Here is an 18,149-nt window from a genome sequence, read left to right as displayed (position 1 = left end):
TTATGTCTCTTATTGAGCTGACCAATGTGTCCAAAGGATATGATAAGAAATCGGAAATTTTCTCTAATGTTAACCTCAGTGTTAAAAAAGGTGAGATGATTGCCATTACAGGTGAGAGCGGTAAAGGGAAAACGACCATGTTGAATATCATCGGTCTCATTACTGAAAAGGATAAAGGAAGCATCCATCTATTCAACAAAAAGAATCCAGGTGTCCATTCGAAAGACGCGATGATGCTAAGAAGAGAGAAGATTGGGTACCTGTTCCAGAACTATGGACTTGTAGAAGATGAAACAGTGGCTTGGAATCTAGAGCTTGCTCTTGAATATAAGAAACTGAAAAAAAGAGAGAAGGAAGAAAGAATCAACCAGCTGCTGGATGAATTTGGCCTGGGCTCCTTAAAGGAAAAGAGGGTGTATCAATTAAGCGGGGGCGAGCAGCAACGGATTGCGATCATGCGGCTCATCCTGAAGGAAAGTGAATTGATTTTGGCCGACGAACCGACAGCGAGTCTTGATGAAGATAACGAAAGAGTAATCCTCGGGTACTTGAAGAAGCTGAATGAGAAGGGTGTCACCATTGTCGTCGTTACCCATAACAACGATATTCTGCATTGCTTTTCTCGTGTTATTCGTTTAGAAGATTTGACTGAAGTTTAAGAGAGGCTATGATTTCGTCTATAGCATCAGCAATTTGGTGCATAATTTTTAAAATAGGTTCATAATTCCGCAGATAGGTTCAAAATTTCGAGATTAGGTTCGTAAATCCATAAATAGGTTCATAATTTCGAACACCAGATGGTCAAATCAAAAAAAGACCGATTTTTCTTCCTATTTCAACTTTTTGTCTACTCCCTTTACAAAAGATTTACATTCGAATATTATTGAAAAATATATTTATTGACAGTCGTCAGACATCTGAGGAGGAACACATCATGGAAGGGACGATTATTGAAGACAAGGATGTTTATACAAAGAAACAGAAACATCCGAAGGGTTTGTTCTTATTATTCATCACAGAAATGTGGGAGCGTTACAGCTATTACGGAATGAGATCGATCCTCATCCTTTATCTGACTGCGGAATTGATTAGTGGAGGACTTGGATTTGATAAAGCTTCCGCATTGCAATTGTATGGGATATATACAGGTTTGGTATACTTTACACCCTTGATCGGAGGCTACTTGACAGATAAGTGGATGGGGCTCCGGACAGCGATCACCATTGGTGGTATCACGATGGCGCTAGGAGACTTCACGTTATTTGCGGTCCAGGAAAAATGGGGGCTTTATCTTGGGTTATTACTGTTGATCATCGGGAACGGCTTCTTTAAACCGAACATTTCGACTTTGGTCGGGGAATTATACTCGAAGAATGACCCTCGCAAGGACTCAGCTTTCACCATATTTTATATGGGAATTAATTTAGGAGCACTGATCTCTCCATTAGTTGCTGGGTTGATCTATGCGAATTGGTTTGCTTCAACGACGCCTACAGGTATTGAAGTCTTTGGATTCAAATATGCATTCCTTGCATCCTCGATCGGGATGATCATTGGACAAGTTACCTTCAATGCGCTTTCGAAGAAATACCTTGGTGATATTGGAACGAAGCCTGCTGCGGCGAAAATGAAACCATCTCTTGATAGCAATGCAAAACCGAAACCATTGACGAAGCAAGAGAAACAACGCACAGCTGTCATCTTGATATTGGCATGTTTCACTGTTGCGTTCTGGGCAGGATTTGAACAAGCAGGTGCATCCTTTACCTTATATACAAGAGACTTTGTTGATCGTACGGTCTTCGGTTATGAAGTACCCGTTTCGTTCTTCCAGTCATTGAATCCTTTATTCATCTTACTTCTGGCACCGGTCGTTTCGGCATTGTGGTTGAAGCTTTCCAAGTCAAAGCGCGGTGATTTCTCTATACCGACGAAAATGGCGTTCGGCTTGATCCTCTTAGGTCTTGGCTTCATGGTCCTCGTACCGGCGGTCATGGCAACAGGCAGTGATGCATCCAATACTCTAAAGGTTTCGATGATGTTCATGGTCGTCACTTACTTGCTGCACACATTAGGTGAGCTATCTCTTTCTCCAATCGGGCTCTCACTCGTAAGTAAAATGGCACCAGTCAAGATTGCATCCCTATTGATGGGGGTCTGGTTCTTGAGTAATGCTGCAGCAAACTATCTGGCAGGATACATTGCATCGTTGACGACTGAATTCGGCTATTTTGAAATCTTCTTGTATCTTGGAATTGCAGCTCTTATTCTTGGTCTTATCTTACTTGCTATTTCGAAGCCATTGCAGAAACTCATGCACGTGGACGAAATAGAAGAACAAGAAGCAGCATGACGATACTAGAAAGAAGGACACTTCAATTGTGTCCTTCTTTTTTAATAACGTATGAAAATTCTTTAATAAGCAACATTAAATGATAGACAGAACAAATGAGGAGGTGTGGCTTGTGGGTTATTACGTGCTTTGTGATTATGATGAGCCCGATGAACAGACGTACAGAGGGATTGTTGTCATTGACACGTTGACGAATCAAGAAGCTCACCGCTTTTATTCGGGTGACTATGAACAGGACTTCCAACACTATCAACGATGGTTAGCAGATATGAAGCCTTATTTTTATGAAGGAGAAAGCATGAGCAACTTCGTTAATGACCTTCAAAATCCGAATGAGAATGAAACATTTAGCTGAACGAAAAAACCACTAAGTCCTAAGACTAAGTGGTTTTTTTTCATATTTTACACGAAATAAAACCTATTTTTCCCAATATCTCCTCACTAGCCGTTTCCTCTATCAATCTATTACGTAAGATGATAGAGAACGTATGGTGACAGGAGGTGAAAAAAATTATAATGAATTTTTTACCTAATCAAATTGTAATCGGTTTCCATGCAAATGTTTCTTCTCAAAGAGCGTTAGAAATCATCAGGTTAGTCGGTGGTACAGTTATCGATCAAATTCCACAACTTAATATATACGTTATCAAAGTCGATTCGAGTCGTATGAATACGACACTTCGACTTCTCTCAAATTTCCCAGAGGTTAAGTTTGCTGAATTCAATGGATTGATGGTTACTCAGCTGACACCGAATGATCCGCTGTTTCCTCAACAATGGGGTCTATTGAAAATCAATTCGACTAGAGCTTGGAATGTCACGAGAGGGTCTTCTCTCTTGAAAATTGCGATTCTAGATACGGGCGTGAATGGTGGACATCCTGATTTGATTGATAAAATGGTCTTGAATGTCAACTTCTCGACTTCGTCAACGTCCCAAGATGTGAACGGTCATGGTACTCATGTTGCTGGTATTGCTGCTGCTACAACAAGGAATGATATTGGCGTTGCTGGTCTAGCGATTAACCCTAAAATCATGAATATCAAGGTTCTGGATGACAGTGGCAGCGGGTCATTCAGTGATGTTGCGAAAGGGATCGTCAATGCGACAGACAATGGTGCAAAAGTCATTAATATGAGCCTTGGTGGTCCTTCGTTCAGTTCAAGTGTACAAAGTGCTGTTCAATACGCTGCAGGTAGAGGAGTCATCCAAGTTGCTGCAGCTGGAAACGATAATACACAGGATCTCTTTTATCCGGCAGCTTACCCAGAAGTCATCAGTGTGGCAGCGCTTGCCCGAGATGATACGAAGGCGTCATTTTCGAATTTCGGCTCAGCATGGGTTGATGTTGCTGCACCAGGTATCGACATCCTCTCGACGTTACCAACCACTACGAACATGATGGGGCAGACGAACTATGGATATCTCTCAGGGACCTCAATGGCTGCACCATTTGTAAGTGGACTTGCTGCATTGCTTGCTTCCCTCGAACCAAATGCAAATAAAGTGCGTAATGCAATTGAAACGACAACGGTACCGGTTCCTGGTAAAGGAACATTGTATGAGAATGGTCGTATCAACACGTATGCTGCGTTATTAAAAATCACCGGACAGTAACTCCCCTAGAATAAATTCCTCCACACCCATGCATTAAGTCTCATTTTTCTGAAATCCAACGGTTTATATAAAACGATTCCATCTTCTTGTATTACACTGAAGGTAACTCAGTGAAAGAGGGTGTTTTGATGAAAAGTGATCTTGAAATACGCATTGCAGATCTTGCGAAACAGGAGAAGGACGAGCTGAAAGGAAGTGAGGTTACAGTTGGCGGTTTCCTTGCAGGTAAAGCTGAAGAACCGTTAGAGGACGGTTATAATTATCCTTTCATTGATGATGAAGGGAATGGCATTCTTGTGAGAGCCCAAACGAAGCTTCCTAATCTTGTTCCTGGAAAGTGGTTTCGCATCACAGGCAAAGTAGATGAAATTCATCAGCAAGAGTTGCACGTCACCTCTGACACCAATATCGAAGAAACGAACGAAGAAACAGAAATCCCACCTGTAACGAGACGATTCCCCTCTTCTGTAAAGAAAGTCGTTGATGGGGATACGATTCATCTAGAAACCCCGGTACTTGGTACGACAAAAGTTAGGTTTGTGTCAATTGATACACCGGAAACCAATTATCAAGGCGATTCTCAAGGCTATTATGCTGAGGAAGCGACTCGACAGCTGAAGTGTTTGCTTCCTGAAGGTGAGAACGTGGAGATCGTCGTAGGAGATGATCCATTCGACCAATACGGGCGTTTGTTAGCCATTGTGGAAAAGACTGACGTAAACCTAAACAAAGAAATGATCGAAAGAGGTTTGGCTGTACCTTATTTCATCTATCCGAATTTAGATCACTTTGAAGAGTATGGACAAGCTGTTGTTCGGGCGAAAGAGTCTGGAAAAGGATTGTGGAATCCAGAGCGGCCGATTGACGAACTTCCATATGAATTCCGATTCAATAAACGCGGAGGACCGAATAAGTATGTCGGCCATCACGAAACGAAACACTATGTTGAACCTAAGAAATGGGAGACGATCCCGATTGAATATCGTGTTTTCTTCTTAAATGAGAAGGATGCGATTGATGCGGGGTACAAAAAAGTGGAAGATGCATGTTAAATCAATTCAGAACAGGAGTAAAGGGAGTCGATTTTAGGCCGGCTTCCTTTACTCATTTTAATTGTTAGAAAATTTTTAAAAAAACTTGAAATGAAAAGGCTTTCATGGTAGTTTTTTTATAAAGGTATCGAAACGTTTCGATAAAACTTAAATAACACCCTTTCATTTTCGTACCTTTCAACTGCTCGCCAATTTCCAACGACAATTTTCGACATCCCTAGTACATAAGGCAGATATCATGAGCATGTAGGCTCCACGTAGATTATTCATCCTAGTTTGAACAACCCTTTGGGAACACAGATGTCCTTGAGGTGCTTTATCTTGATTTTTTATCGATACGTTTCAATTCCGTTTCAGTAATTTCAAATGCAAACGCTTGACAGCGTTAAAGAGGGGAGGGGCACACTTTATTCGTATCGGGAATGTTAACGTATTGATCGGTAAACAAGAAAAAATAACAAAGCGAGGGATTCTCTTGAGAGAAAAGAAGTTATTTACATTTATACTTGTTGCGCTGCTAAGCTTTGCTCTAATGATTGCAGGATGTTCGAACAGCAAAGAAACATCCTCAGAAGAAAAGGACAAGCCGAAGGAAAATAAACCATCCGAAAACTCTGGTGAGACTGTGACGATTACATATGGAACATGGCAAAGTGATGAAGAAGTCGAAAAGATCATAAAAGCATTTGAGGAAACACATCCGAATATCAAGGTTAAAAAAGACAAAGCGGTTACTTGGCCATGGAATGAAAAGCTTTCCGCAGCAGCAGCAGCTGGAAAATTACCAGATGTCTTCTGGACATTCGGTGTTCCGACAGCCGTGACGAATGGATGGCTCGAGGACCTGACACCGTATTTGGAAGCGGATGAGGAGTACGATCCTAAAAATACATTCGGTAGTATTCTTGAAACAGCTCAGTATGAAGGCCGTCAATATGCGATGCCGCATTCTATGCACGCAATCGTAATGCTCGTCAACACGGACCTCTTTGAAAAGGAAAATGTTCCAGTACCGGATAGCAGTTGGACATTGGATGATTTAAGAAAAACAGCTGTAAAGATGACGAACTTCAATGAGCACCAATTTGGATTCGAAAATCCACGTGCTTATCGTGAGGCACTTCCGTCCCAATTCGACACCTCCCTTGAGTGGGGAACGTGGGATGGCGAGCAGTACAATTTCAGTTCAGCGGCATACGTTGATGCTCAAAATTACATCAATACACTTTGGCAAGAAGATAAAGTTAGTCCGTTCTATTATGAACAGAAAGATCGTGATAAGTGGTACGGCAAGGATAAGCATCCTTGGAACCTAGGTAAAGTAGCAATGAAGTATGATGGCACATGGGGATTGATTGGTAACACGGAAAACAACAAATTCAACTGGTCCGTTCTACCGGTTCCTGGAATGGAAGACAACCGAGTCCCACTTGTAGCTGATTATATGGGGATTTCCAAAAGCTCAGAGCATAAAGAAGCTGCCTATGAGTTCATGAAGTGGTTGACGTTCTCTAAAGAAGGCTGGTTGGCTAGGAAGGACGCTGGTGTTCCAGTTGCACAAAGTATTCCGATTGTAAACGATAAAGAAATCTGGGAGACGTATTTGGGTGATGAAAATGTACCTGAAGGAATGAAGGAAATCATTAAAGGGATTCCGAACGGCACAGTCGATCCACTCAAGTTCCACCCAGGGTATACAGAAGTATTGGATATGCTAGGTCCGATGAATGAGAAATTTGACAAAGGTGAAGCGAAGCCAAGTGATGTCGGTGCAGAGTTAGATGAGAAGGCAAATGAAGCTTATCAAAACGCAGTTCAGAAATTGGAAGAAGTTATCGGCGAAGAGTAGATCATTCTAAAATTGGATGGGGCATTCAACCTCCCCATCCTTTCTATTTCATAGCCTGCTTCGAGAAGGAGAAATCCTATGGGCAATCATAAAGTGACAATTCGATTATTCGTGCTGACCGTCCTCCTCGTGGGGACTCTACTTCATGCGTATACTCCGATCTCTTTTGCGAATACAGAAGAGGAGGATTCGGATACAGAAGAGCTTTTAGATGACCTGTTCAACGATGATGATGAAGAGGATGAAGAAAAGTCTGAAGAAGATAAACAAAATGAAAAAGGCAAGCCGAAAAAAGAGAAAAAACAGCAACGGATCATTGAAGCCAATTATAAGGATATGCTCGAGCAATGGGAAGAAGAGGGGCTATCCAGTACGAATGGCTATCAAAAAATCATCCAACCTGTCGATGTCGCCGAAAGCAATGAAGATGTGAATCTCACGAATCACGAAGACTACGATGGGAAGGTTATCCGTTGGGAAGAAGGTACAGAAGAAATTCAGGTAACCGTTTCTGTTCCTAAGGAAGGGTTATATGAGGTTGCGGTTGATTATTATGCCTTACCAGGAAAGATCATCCCGATTGAACGTGGAATCAAGGTAAACGGCGAATTCCAGTACTATGAAGCGAGAAGAATCGTCCTACCGAGACTATGGAAAGATGAAGTCGAAACGTTTGAGCAGGATAAATTAGGAAACGAAGTATTCCCGAAGCAAGATGAAATACATAAGTGGCAGCAACGCTCTTTCATGGATGCGAGTTACCTGTACGATCGACCGTTACAGTTTCACCTCGAAAAAGGTGAAAATACAATTACGCTACTGAATATTCGTGAGCCGATGCTGATGGGGAACATCCTTGTAAAATCACCGGCACAACTCCCTACATATAAAGAATATCTAGCAAACTATGAGAATGGACAAAAAGTAAAAGAGCTCTTGGAAATTGAAGCCGAGCATCCTTACTATAAATCAGATTCCTCAATAAGAGCTTTACCGAATGGAGAACCGAATGTTACACCGAACCGCGGGAACAAGCTGTCTCTTAATGCATTTGGAGGAGACACCTGGCAGGAAGGTGGAGAATCTGTCACCTGGAAAATCAACGTAGAGGAGACTGGATTCTATCAATTAGGCTTCAAATACAACCAATTTTACAATATTAACGTTCCGGTATACCGTACGGTCAAAATTGATGGGGAAATACCGTTTAATTCGTTGCTGCGTTACCCGTTCGATTATACATCCGAGTGGAAAAATGAAACCTTATCTGATTCGAAGGGAAATCCTTATCAGTTCTTCCTTACAAAAGGCGAGCACGAACTGACCCTTATTGCGAATCCGTCACCTTACCAGCCTGTCATCAGTACGATTAAAGATGTCATGCGTGAGGTGAATGAGCTTTCCCTAGAAATTCAGATGGCAACAGGAAAATCGAAGGACGCCTATCGGGACTGGGATATTGAACAGCAAATCCCTGATATCGTCCCCCGATTAAAGAAGCTGGCCAAGGAACTGCAAGAAAAATATGACTACCTGAAGAAACTAAGCGATAAGAAACCCGATCAAGCGAGAAATCTCTTGATTAGCGCAAATCAACTGAAGGATATTGCGGAAGAACCTGGAGAAATACCAGTTCGGTTCGATGAGCTGTCACAAAGCTCAGGATCCGTTACGCAAAAGCTCGGTGATCTTCTGTTAATGTTGCCAAACCAACCGTTACAATTTGATAAATTCTATGTTTATGCTGGCAAGGATCTGCCGGATGCCAAAGCGAGCTTCTTACAGAGAATGAATTCAATGGCACTGAACTTCTTTTCCTCGTTCACCAAAGATTATGAAAAGGTCAGTTCGAGAGACGAGGATGCAATTGAAATTTGGGTGAACAGACCAAGGCAGTATGTCATGTTGATGCAAAAAATGGCCAATGAAGAATTCACTAAAAAGACGGGCATTAAAGTCACATTAAGCTTGATGCCATCTGAAGAGAAACTGATCCTGGCGAATGCATCCGATAAATCTCCTGATCTTGCTATGGGAATCGCACAAAAGCTTCCGTTTGAACTGGCAGTCAGGGATGCGGTCGCAGATTTAAGTGAGTTCCCGGATTATGAGGAGGTCATCGAGCGATTTTCTCCTGGCGCCCTTCTACCATTCATCTATGATGAAGGAACCTATGCATTGCCAGAAACTCAAGAATTTTACGTCCTGTTCTACCGAAAAGATATTTTACAGGCCCTTGATCTTGAAGTGCCCGACACTTGGGAAGATGTACGAAAGATGCTTCCGAAGCTTCAACGGTTCGGAATGAATTTCTTCGTACCGTTAGCTGGTCAAGGTGGATTGAAGGAACCGAATGTCACCGTTCCTTATATCTATCAAAATGGCGGAGAGCTCTTCAACGAAGATGGAATGAGTACGGCTATCGGCAGTGAGGCAGCCTTGAAAGGGTTCAAGCAGATGACGAACCTGTTCACGGTTTATAGTCTGCCGCTGCAAGTGCCGAATTTCTACAGTCATTTCCGACAAGGAGATATTCCGATCGGGATTTCCGATTTCGATAATTATGTAAAAATCACAGCTGCTGCACCAGAGCTTCAAGGTTGGTGGGGCATTGCACCTTACCCAGGGGTGAAAAACGAAGAAGGCGAAGTCATCCGTTGGGCACCTGGAACCGGTAAAGGTGTCACGATGTTCAAAAGCAGTGATAAGAAGGAAGATGCGTGGAAGTTCATCAAATGGTGGACGAGTATGGAAACTCAATCTCAGTTCGGTAACTTGATTGAAACGATCTATGGTACCGAATTCAGATGGAATACTTCCAACGTTGAAGCGCTCAGTCAGCTTCCATGGCCACAGGAGGATCTTGAGGTCATCAAGGAACAATGGAAGTGGTTGAGAGACATTCCGCACATTCCAGGGGATTATATGCTGGAACGGGAAATCAGCAATGCTTGGAACGAAGTCGTGTTTGAAGGTGAAAATGAACGGAAAGCGATTGAAGATGCTGTCATAACGACCAACCGTGAGATGAGAAAGAAGCTTGAAGAATTCGGATTCATCAAGAACGGTGAAGTCGTAAAAGAACTTGAAGTTCCGTCAATCGAAAAAATACAGTCGAAGGGGGAGGCCAGTGAAACCAGTTACGAGTACAGAACAAAAGGTCCATATCCAAACGAAGACGAGTCGTAAACATGAGTGGGTCACTGCGCTGAAAAAAGAATTGAGCGCCCTTGGCTTCGTCGCACCCTTCCTGGTTGTCTTTTCCTTATTCATTGTCATTCCAGTCATTGTGGCTGCGTATTTTGCCTTTACCTATTTCAATACAATCCAGCCCCCTAAATTCATCGGGCTGAAAAATTTCGTGAATCTCATTACGCAGGATAACGTGTTCATGATGCACGTGCTGCCGAACACGTTTCAATTTGCTCTGATTGTCGGTGTGGGGGGCTATGTCCTGGCTTTCCTCTTGGCTTGGATGCTTGCGCAAATCCCTAAAAAGCCGAGAACAATCCTCACATTGGCGATCTATTCACCTTCCATGACGGCGGGGGTAGCCATGTCTGTCGTCTGGCTGATTTTCTTTAGTGGGGATCGAGCGGGTTATTTGAATAGCTTCCTCATACAGATCGGATTCATCAATGAACCGATTCAGTGGCTTCAATCGCCGGAGCATCTGATGACGATCATGATTCTTGTATCCCTATGGAACAGTATGGGGGTTGGTTTCTTGGCCATGCTCGCCGGAGTATTGAATGTCGATCGGGAGCTTTATGAAGCTGCTTATATTGATGGGATGAGGAACCGGTTCCAGGAGATCTGGTATATCACGATTCCATCGATGAAGCCGCAAATGCTGTTCGGAGCCGTCATGGCAGTCGTTCAGACCTTTCAGGCGGGAGATATCGCCGTTCAGCTTTCAGGGTCAAATCCTACCCCTCAATACTCAGGTCAGTTGATCCTGACACACATCGCTGATCATGGCTTCATCCGGTTCGATATGGGTTATGCCTCAGCGATCTCACTCGTACTGCTCATCTTTGTTTATGGTATTTCAAGATTTTGCTGGCGTTTGTTCGGAGAGAAGGATTGAATACGGACAAGCTTCCACAATGATGTAAAGGGGAATGTGTTATGGCATCCTTCCAAGGGACGAAAATCGACCCAGGTAAATTCAGTTTTAGTCAAACCAAGTTTTTCTTGTTTCTAATACCGCTTTCAGCGTTCATGATTTTGCCGATCATTTTCATATTTTCACAGGCTCTTAAACCGATTGACGAACTGTTCCTTTATCCACCAAGGTTTTTCGTAGAAAAGCCGACGTTGCGGAACTTCAACGAACTATTTAAGGAAACGAGTGTAACCGTCATCCCGATGACGAGGTATCTGTTCAACAGTATCATCACATCTGGGGGAATCGTATTTGCCAGTGTGATGATCAGTGCAATGGCAGGCTTTGCTTTATCCAAGCTTGATTTCAAATTGAAGAACGTCATCTTCGAAGCGAATATCATTGCTTTGATGTTCGTTCCAGCTGCAGTTGCCATCCCGCGATATTTCATCATTGATCGCATCGGTCTGACAGATAGCATGTTCGGTCATATATTGCCTGTATTGGCCATGCCGGTAGGATTGTTTCTGATCAAGCAGTTCATTGATCAAATTCCGGATGCACTGATTGAAGCAGCAAGAGTCGATGGGGCGAGCAACTTTTATATTTTCAGAAAGATCATCGTTCCGATGGTGACACCTGCTATTGCAACCGTATCTATTCTTGCCTTCCAAATGGCATGGAACAATACGGAAACGTCAGAAATCTACATGAACAATGAGAGTCTTAAAACATTTGCGTTTTATATGAATACGTTGGCAGGTAACGTCGGGAATGATAATCAGGTCGCTGGACAAGGGATGGCCGCGGCAGCAGCTGCACTTATGTTCCTCCCGAACCTCATCATTTTCTTATTAATGCAAAGTAAAGTAATTGATACGATGGCTCACTCAGGATTGAAGTAAGAGAGGAGGTAGAACATGTCGCGGCTCAAGAACATCCTATTATTGACACTTGCCACTCTTCTATTGACGACATCGACCGTCGCTGCAGAAGCACCTTTCATCACCTATACGTTCGATAAAGATGGAGATCCAATCTATACTCAAACCGCTTATCAACCGATCGGAACGATTGATGGCTTTGATATACAAGTCACTACTCCCGATGGTGAGGTAGAAGAAGAGCCTCTGTTTCAGCCGGAAGATATCTTCATAGACAAGGACGATATGGTTTATGCGGCGGATACCGGCAACTCCCGCATTGTCATTTTTGATTCATTCGGGAATTTCGTCCGGACAGTCGGGGAAGACGTTCTCTCGAAACCGACGGGTGTCCATGTTGATGAAGAAGGCTTCATTTATGTAGCGGATTACCAAAAGAAGAAGGTCTACAAGTTTAATAACGATGGCTCAATCGCCTTTGAGTATGAAAAGCCTGAAGCAACCATTTTCGGAAAAAAGAGTCCTTTCAATCCGACGAAGGTGATCATCGACAAGCAGAAGAACGTATACATCGTCAGTAAAGGTTCGATGCAAGGCTTGATTCAATTAGGGCCTGAAGGGGAATTTCTCGGCTATTATGGCGGGAATCAAACGGACTTCGATCTTGTCCACCAATTGCAAAAGATGCTGTATACGGACAAGCAATACCGTAAATTGATGAAAAAGCTTCCTCCCTCGGCAACCAATGTCGCTGTCAACGAAGAGGGGCTCATCTATACAGCTACGGCGGGTTTGGAAAATCAAGCGATCAAAAAGCTGAACGTAGCGGGAGAAAACCTTTTACAGGATATTAGTACATCCTTTGCTATATCTGATATCACCGTTGATGGTGAAAATAATATTTATGCAGTAGATTCGAGTAACGGCTACATTTTCGAATACGATCCTGATGGCAATCTATTATTCGTATTCGGAGGGCTGAACTCAGGGAATCAACGATTAGGACTCTTCAAATCACCGTCAGGAATTGCGGTTTCGAATGACGGTAGACTGTTCATCTTAGATAAGAAGCAAAGCAATATCCAAATCCTGAAGCCGACTGAATTTACCAATCTCATACATACAGCTATTTCACTTAGCTCAGATGGAAAATATTTAGAAAGTGAAGACTACTGGAACGAAGTACTGAAGCGCAACAGCATGTTTTCATTAGCACATAACGGAATCGGGAAGGCCGCTTTTAAGAAGGGAAACTATGAAAAGGCGCTTGAGGAGTTCAAGCTTGCCGGGAATAATAAGAGCCTTTCAGAGGCGTATTGGGAGTTAAGAAGAATCTGGTTGATGGATAACCTATCATGGGTACTCAGTGGTATCGTTCTTTTCTTCATCTCCTTGTTCATCCTGAAGAAGCTTTATCGCAAGTTTGGGTTAGGTGCTCAAATCGTCCGAGGGTGGCAAGCGTTCAAAGGGATCCAGATTGTGACGGAGTTGTTCCATACCTTCAGAATGCTGAGACACCCTGTCGATGGCTACTACGAACTGAAGAAGAATCAACGGGCTTCTGTCTTTTCGGCAACTTTACTCTTGATGATCTTGTTCGTCGTACATCTCTTCACCATTCTTGAAACGAATGTGCTATTCAGCAATGTCGATTCCAAGAATGTGAATATCATGACGGAATTGTATAAGATCTATATTCCGTTATTCGCCTGGGTGATCTGCAACTATTTGATCAGTACGATTAATGACGGGATTGGGACATTTAAAAGTGTCTATGTTGGGACTGTTTATGCGCTCAGTCCTTATCTGATTTTTTCCATCCCACTCACGATCATGTCCAAAGGCTTGACGAATATGGAATTCGTCATATATGACTTTTCCAAGAAAGCGATCATCCTTTGGTCAGGATTCCTTTTATTCATGATGGTAAAGGAAATCCATGGCTACGAAATCGGCCAGACGATGAAGAATATGGCACTGAGTGCTGCTGGTATGGTGATGTTGGGTATCATATCCTTCATTCTTTTCGGGCTTTCTAATCAGGTGATTGATTTCGTGTATTCTATCTTCCAAGAGGTGAAGCTACGTGTCCAATAAACGGAACATCTACATAAGTGTATGTATTTTTTTGCTGATCCTCGTAACCTATCAGATTGGATACGGGGAAGGCAATCCGCCAGCTGATCAAACGCCTAAAGATAAAATGGATGTGACCCATAGCACCTTTCAGTTCAAAGGGAACGATTTCACACAGCCGGAGCCTGCCTCGGCAGAAAACCTTCCCATTCTAGCCATACCTGATGCTTATGAGAAGGTCGAAGAAAGTAAAGAATTAGAGCTTTATGTTCAAAAGGATACGATGAACATCATGGTACGAGACAAACGCTCCGGATATGTTTGGAGCTCTGTACCTGATAAATCCATACAAAAGGAAACACAGCTGAACGAGTCATGGTCCGCAACGATCAATTCACCGGTGGTCGTGCAATATTTCAATGAAGAAGCGATGCTGGAGTCGGGAAGCTTTGTGTCGCTAGAAGGTTCAGTTGAGGCTTTTAACACGATCGAAAATGGATTCGAAGCCGAGCTTTCCCTCGACCAACTGGAAGTGAGGCTTTCCATTCAAGTCATGTTAGAGGATGAATCGCTCCTCGTGAAGATGCCGGATGAAGGCTTTGAAGAAAATGGAACGAAGAAGGTCGCATCTGTCCAATTCTATCCGTTCTTAGGGGCCGTCAAACATGAGGATATCCCAGGGTATATGTTCATTCCGGACGGGAGTGGTGCTTTGATTCGTTACCAGGAGGAGCATCCTCGATACGAAAGTGCATTCATTGGAAGAATCTATGGGAAGGATGAAGCTGTCGAAGAGCGAGATGATTTTACGATGAAGCCTGAGCCGATTTCCGTCCCCGTATTCGGGATGACACATGGAGTAGAGGCGAATGGTTTCATAGGCATTATTGAACAAGGGCAATACAATGCTGAAATCATGGCCTTCCCAAGTGGAGTCAATACTGATTTCAACTGGGTATCGCCACGCTTTATCATGCGCTATCCTTATTTCCAACCCACCAGTAAGAACATGGGGGGCATCAATACGTATCAAAAAGAAAGAATCGAAGGCGATAAGGTGATCCGATATGCCTTTTTGACAGGCGGGAATTCAGATTATATCGGTATGGCGAAAACCTATCGCTCGTATTTGAAGGAAAAGGGATTTCTTGCTGAAAAAGTGGATTCGAAGGGTGAAGATGTGCCGATCCGAATTGAATTCCTAGGTTCAGAAATGGAACCGGGACTGATCACTCGCAATCTAGTCCCAATGACGACATTCGATCAAGCCAAAGCAATCGTTGATGATATGACGGATGCTGGTATCCAGCGGTTGACCACTGTATTCCGTGGTTGGACGCAAGGGGGATTGACGGGCCATAATCCTGACAAATTCCCAGTTGAACAGGAATTAGGCGGAGAAGAAAAACTGAAAGAGCTGCAAACCCATCTTGATCGAAAAGGAACCCCATTCCATTTATATCTTGATTATACAAAGGCCTTCGGCAATCAAGATAACTTTGATGTAAAGGTGGATGCGGTCCGGCGCATCAGCAATCATATCCTGGGGTATTCGTTTTCACAGGATATTGTTGATGAGGAATTCTCAGACCTGATGATCAACTATATCCATCCAAAGAAAGCATTGAACCTTGCATCAGAAGATATGGAAAAATTTGAGGACCTCGGTTTAGAGGGTGTCTCAATCGATGAGACAGGTTCGGTTCTGTATTCAGATTACAGTGGGAAACGTGAGCTGACGAGAAAAGAATCAGCATCGATCTATGAAGAAATCGCTCAAAAATATGCAGATCAAGTAGAGGGCGTCTCGTTTTATCATCCGAACGACTATATGTTCCGTTATACGGATTCCATCTTCGATATACCGATGAATTCATCCCGGTATATGTATGAAACGGATACGGTACCCTTCCTGCAAATCGCATTGCATGGATCGATTGATTATTATGCGTCGTTCTCCAACTATCACGCAGATCCGAAGCGTCAGCTACTGAGAACGATCGAGTATGGCGCTTATCCGTCCTATTATTTGACGCATGAACCGTCATGGAAGCTGCAAACAACGCCATCAAAGGACCTTTTCACATCCGAATATGAAAATTGGAAAAGTGATATTGTAGCCCAATATGAAAGGGTCAACCAAGCTTTACGAAATGTTCAACAAGCGACAATCGAAGACCGAAAAGTAATGGAGTTAGGTGTTGTCGAAGTGACGTATTCCAATGGTGTACGTATTGTCGTGAATTATAACAGCAAGGAAATGCAAGTCGAGGAAGCAAAGGTCGCTCCATTGGATTTCAAAGTCATCGAGGGAGGGGATTAAGCTGAAGAATGTATCGTTAAGCAGACGGACAAGGGAATATATGACAGGATATTTGTTCATTCTTCCGTGGCTGATCGGATTCCTGTTATTTATGGCTTATCCGATCTTTTACTCCCTCTTTATGAGCTTTAACAAAGTTTATATTACAGCTTCCGGAATCAAGACGACCTTCTTGGAATGGGAGAACTACAAGTTTGCGTTCCTATCAGATCCTCATTTTGTAGAAGAACTGGTCATGTTCTTAAAATCGGTCGTCTTATTGATTCCGATCGTTGTCGTCTTTTCATTGATTGTTGCCTTGATGATCAACCAACCAATCAAAATGAAAGGGTTCTTCCGAGCAATCTTTTTCCTGCCCGTTATCATTACGAGTGGAGAAGTGGTCAATGAATTGTTTGCTCAGGGAGCAGCGACCATTCCAATTATTGAACGGTATGGCATCATTGATTTTCTTCAAGCGAACCTGAGTCCGACATGGGGAAAACCCATTGTCAGCGTCATTGAGCAGCTAATCATCATCCTTTGGTACTCAGGCGTTCAGATTCTGATTTTCCTGGCTGGACTGCAAAAAGTGAACAAACAAATCTATGAAGCAGCCGCTATTGATGGTGCTTCACCTTGGGAGATCTTTTGGAAGATCACCCTTCCGAGCATCAAGCCTTTCATTCTCGTCAATATCATTTATACGACGGTCGACTTATCTACCAACTCCTTGAACAATGTCATCGTACTCATCAAGGAGAACATGTTCAAGGTCGAAACCGGGTTTGGATATGCGACAGCACTATCATGGATTTATTTCATGGTCATCTTCATCATATTACTCCTATCAATCTTCTTCTTTACGAGGAAAGAACGATTGGAATTCAAAAAATCTTAACCAGTAGGATGTGACACCTTATGAAACTGGTTCATGAAACAAACAGATTTGTACTGAAAAAAGTGAATACAACGGGAACTCGTGTGAAGAAGGCGCTGCTCGGATTACAAGGGAATGATGGATTGATCTTCAAAACATTCATTTATGCATTGTTGATCAGCGTCGGGTTCATCTACTTATATCCAATCCTTTATATGGTTTCCAACAGCTTCAAAAGTCTGAGTGATTTGCTGGATCCAACCGTTTTGTGGATTCCAAAAGAGCTCTATATTGAAAACTTCGTAAAAGCATGGCATGTACTGGAGTTTCCGAAAACGTTCATGACGTCTTTATTGAATTCCGTTTTGCCAGCTCTTGCTCAGATGGTTTCATGTGCCATTGTCGGGTTCGGATTTGCACGATTCCGTTTTCCGGGTAAGAACATTCTTTTTGGATTGATGCTTCTTACCTTCATCATTCCGACCCAGATTGTCATGATTCCAATGTTCCTCATGTTTGAACAATACGGCATGCTGGGCACGCCTTTACCATTCATCATCCCAGCTATATTTGCTGGAGGAATCAAGAGTGCTTTGTTTATCCTGATCTATACGCAATTTTTCCGCTCGATTCCGCCAGTGCTTGATGAATCTGCTCAATTGGATGGAGCGAATTACTTTACGATCTTTTTCAGAATCATACTGCCGATTTCCATTCCAGCATTGGTTGTTGTATTTCTGTTTTCACTGGTCTGGCATTGGAATGAAACGTATACGGCTTCGCTCTATTTAGGAGACAGCATGTCCACACTCCCATTGAAGCTCAAAGAGTTTAATGATTCATTCAGGGTCCTCTATTCTTCGTCCAGTGGCGGGGAGAGCAGTGGTGCCGACATTAATGAATCGATCAAGTTTGCAGGGACCGTGCTTGTCATTCTGCCGTTGCTCGTATTGTATATGTTCGCTCAGAGATGGTTCGTCGAAGTACTCGACAAGACAGGAATTACAGGGGAATAAATTCCAGCCACA

The 18,149-nt window shown here is 43.0% G+C and carries 13 protein-coding genes; all 13 read left to right on the top strand.

Features of this window, described 5'->3' with window-relative positions; translation table 11 throughout:
- The first annotated feature begins 2 nt into the window (after nucleotides 1-2).
- The 13 genes from V1497_RS15965 to V1497_RS15905 all read left to right on the top strand — a co-directional run bounded on the left by V1497_RS15965 (nucleotide 3) and on the right by V1497_RS15905 (nucleotide 18,137).
- A complete protein-coding gene (locus tag V1497_RS15965; protein WP_349408506.1) occupies nucleotides 3-659 on the top strand; it encodes a putative bacteriocin export ABC transporter in 657 nt (218 codons plus the stop codon).
- A 275-nt stretch (nucleotides 660-934) separates the two neighbouring features.
- The gene (locus V1497_RS15960; protein WP_349408505.1) at nucleotides 935-2,353 is read left to right on the top strand and encodes a peptide MFS transporter; all 1,419 of its coding nucleotides are present in this window, start codon (nucleotides 935-937) and stop codon (nucleotides 2,351-2,353) included.
- A 112-nt stretch (nucleotides 2,354-2,465) separates the two neighbouring features.
- Nucleotides 2,466-2,708: a hypothetical protein gene (locus tag V1497_RS15955; RefSeq protein WP_349408504.1), complete on the top strand. Its 243-nt coding sequence runs from the start codon at nucleotides 2,466-2,468 to the stop codon at nucleotides 2,706-2,708.
- 161 nt (nucleotides 2,709-2,869) lie between these two features.
- Nucleotides 2,870-3,970 carry a S8 family peptidase gene (locus tag V1497_RS15950; RefSeq protein ID WP_349408503.1) on the top strand — a complete coding sequence of 367 codons (1,101 nt, stop codon included), beginning with the start codon at nucleotides 2,870-2,872 and terminating at the stop codon, nucleotides 3,968-3,970.
- 128 nt (nucleotides 3,971-4,098) lie between these two features.
- Nucleotides 4,099-5,022 carry a thermonuclease family protein gene (locus V1497_RS15945; protein ID WP_349408502.1) on the top strand — a complete coding sequence of 308 codons (924 nt, stop codon included), beginning with the start codon at nucleotides 4,099-4,101 and terminating at the stop codon, nucleotides 5,020-5,022.
- 475 nt (nucleotides 5,023-5,497) lie between these two features.
- Complete coding sequence (locus V1497_RS15940; protein ID WP_349408501.1) at nucleotides 5,498-6,871, top strand: ABC transporter substrate-binding protein; 1,374 nt, start codon at nucleotides 5,498-5,500, stop codon at nucleotides 6,869-6,871.
- A gap of 78 nt (nucleotides 6,872-6,949) precedes the next feature.
- Nucleotides 6,950-10,060 (top strand): extracellular solute-binding protein, encoded by a 3,111-nt coding sequence (locus tag V1497_RS15935; protein WP_349408500.1) that lies wholly within the window; start codon nucleotides 6,950-6,952, stop codon nucleotides 10,058-10,060.
- A gap of 19 nt (nucleotides 10,061-10,079) precedes the next feature.
- Complete coding sequence (locus tag V1497_RS15930; RefSeq protein ID WP_349410857.1) at nucleotides 10,080-10,961, top strand: sugar ABC transporter permease; 882 nt, start codon at nucleotides 10,080-10,082, stop codon at nucleotides 10,959-10,961.
- A gap of 41 nt (nucleotides 10,962-11,002) precedes the next feature.
- Nucleotides 11,003-11,884: a carbohydrate ABC transporter permease gene (locus V1497_RS15925; RefSeq protein WP_349408499.1), complete on the top strand. Its 882-nt coding sequence runs from the start codon at nucleotides 11,003-11,005 to the stop codon at nucleotides 11,882-11,884.
- A 15-nt stretch (nucleotides 11,885-11,899) separates the two neighbouring features.
- Entirely contained in the window at nucleotides 11,900-13,960 is a 2,061-nt protein-coding gene (locus tag V1497_RS15920; protein ID WP_349408498.1) for a YIP1 family protein, read from the top strand.
- Complete coding sequence (locus V1497_RS15915) at nucleotides 13,950-16,262, top strand: DUF5696 domain-containing protein (protein ID WP_349408497.1); 2,313 nt, start codon at nucleotides 13,950-13,952, stop codon at nucleotides 16,260-16,262. The genes V1497_RS15920 and V1497_RS15915 overlap by 11 nt, the downstream gene beginning before the upstream one ends.
- A gap of 40 nt (nucleotides 16,263-16,302) precedes the next feature.
- Nucleotides 16,303-17,142 (top strand): sugar ABC transporter permease, encoded by an 840-nt coding sequence (locus V1497_RS15910; protein WP_349408496.1) that lies wholly within the window; start codon nucleotides 16,303-16,305, stop codon nucleotides 17,140-17,142.
- Between the two features lie 20 nt (nucleotides 17,143-17,162).
- The gene (locus tag V1497_RS15905) at nucleotides 17,163-18,137 is read left to right on the top strand and encodes a carbohydrate ABC transporter permease (RefSeq protein ID WP_349408495.1); all 975 of its coding nucleotides are present in this window, start codon (nucleotides 17,163-17,165) and stop codon (nucleotides 18,135-18,137) included.
- Nucleotides 18,138-18,149: the final 12 nt, after the last annotated feature.

The sequence above is a fragment of the Pseudalkalibacillus sp. SCS-8 genome (genome assembly GCF_040126055.1).
GTDB lineage: Bacteria > Bacillota > Bacilli > Bacillales > Fictibacillaceae > Pseudalkalibacillus > Pseudalkalibacillus nanhaiensis.
Note: the sequence above shows the minus strand (reverse complement) of the source record. Positions and strands in the feature narration are given on the sequence as shown.

Coding starts and splice junctions, on each gene's coding strand:
- V1497_RS15960 (WP_349408505.1), top strand. CDS start 935: ATGGAAGGGACGATTATTGAAGACAAGGATGTTTATACAAAGAAACAG.
- V1497_RS15910 (WP_349408496.1), top strand. CDS start 16,303: ATGACAGGATATTTGTTCATTCTTCCGTGGCTGATCGGATTCCTGTTA.
- V1497_RS15935 (WP_349408500.1), top strand. CDS start 6,950: ATGGGCAATCATAAAGTGACAATTCGATTATTCGTGCTGACCGTCCTC.
- V1497_RS15945 (WP_349408502.1), top strand. CDS start 4,099: ATGAAAAGTGATCTTGAAATACGCATTGCAGATCTTGCGAAACAGGAG.
- V1497_RS15925 (WP_349408499.1), top strand. CDS start 11,003: ATGGCATCCTTCCAAGGGACGAAAATCGACCCAGGTAAATTCAGTTTT.
- V1497_RS15965 (WP_349408506.1), top strand. CDS start 3: ATGTCTCTTATTGAGCTGACCAATGTGTCCAAAGGATATGATAAGAAA.
- V1497_RS15920 (WP_349408498.1), top strand. CDS start 11,900: ATGTCGCGGCTCAAGAACATCCTATTATTGACACTTGCCACTCTTCTA.
- V1497_RS15905 (WP_349408495.1), top strand. CDS start 17,163: ATGAAACTGGTTCATGAAACAAACAGATTTGTACTGAAAAAAGTGAAT.
- V1497_RS15950 (WP_349408503.1), top strand. CDS start 2,870: ATGAATTTTTTACCTAATCAAATTGTAATCGGTTTCCATGCAAATGTT.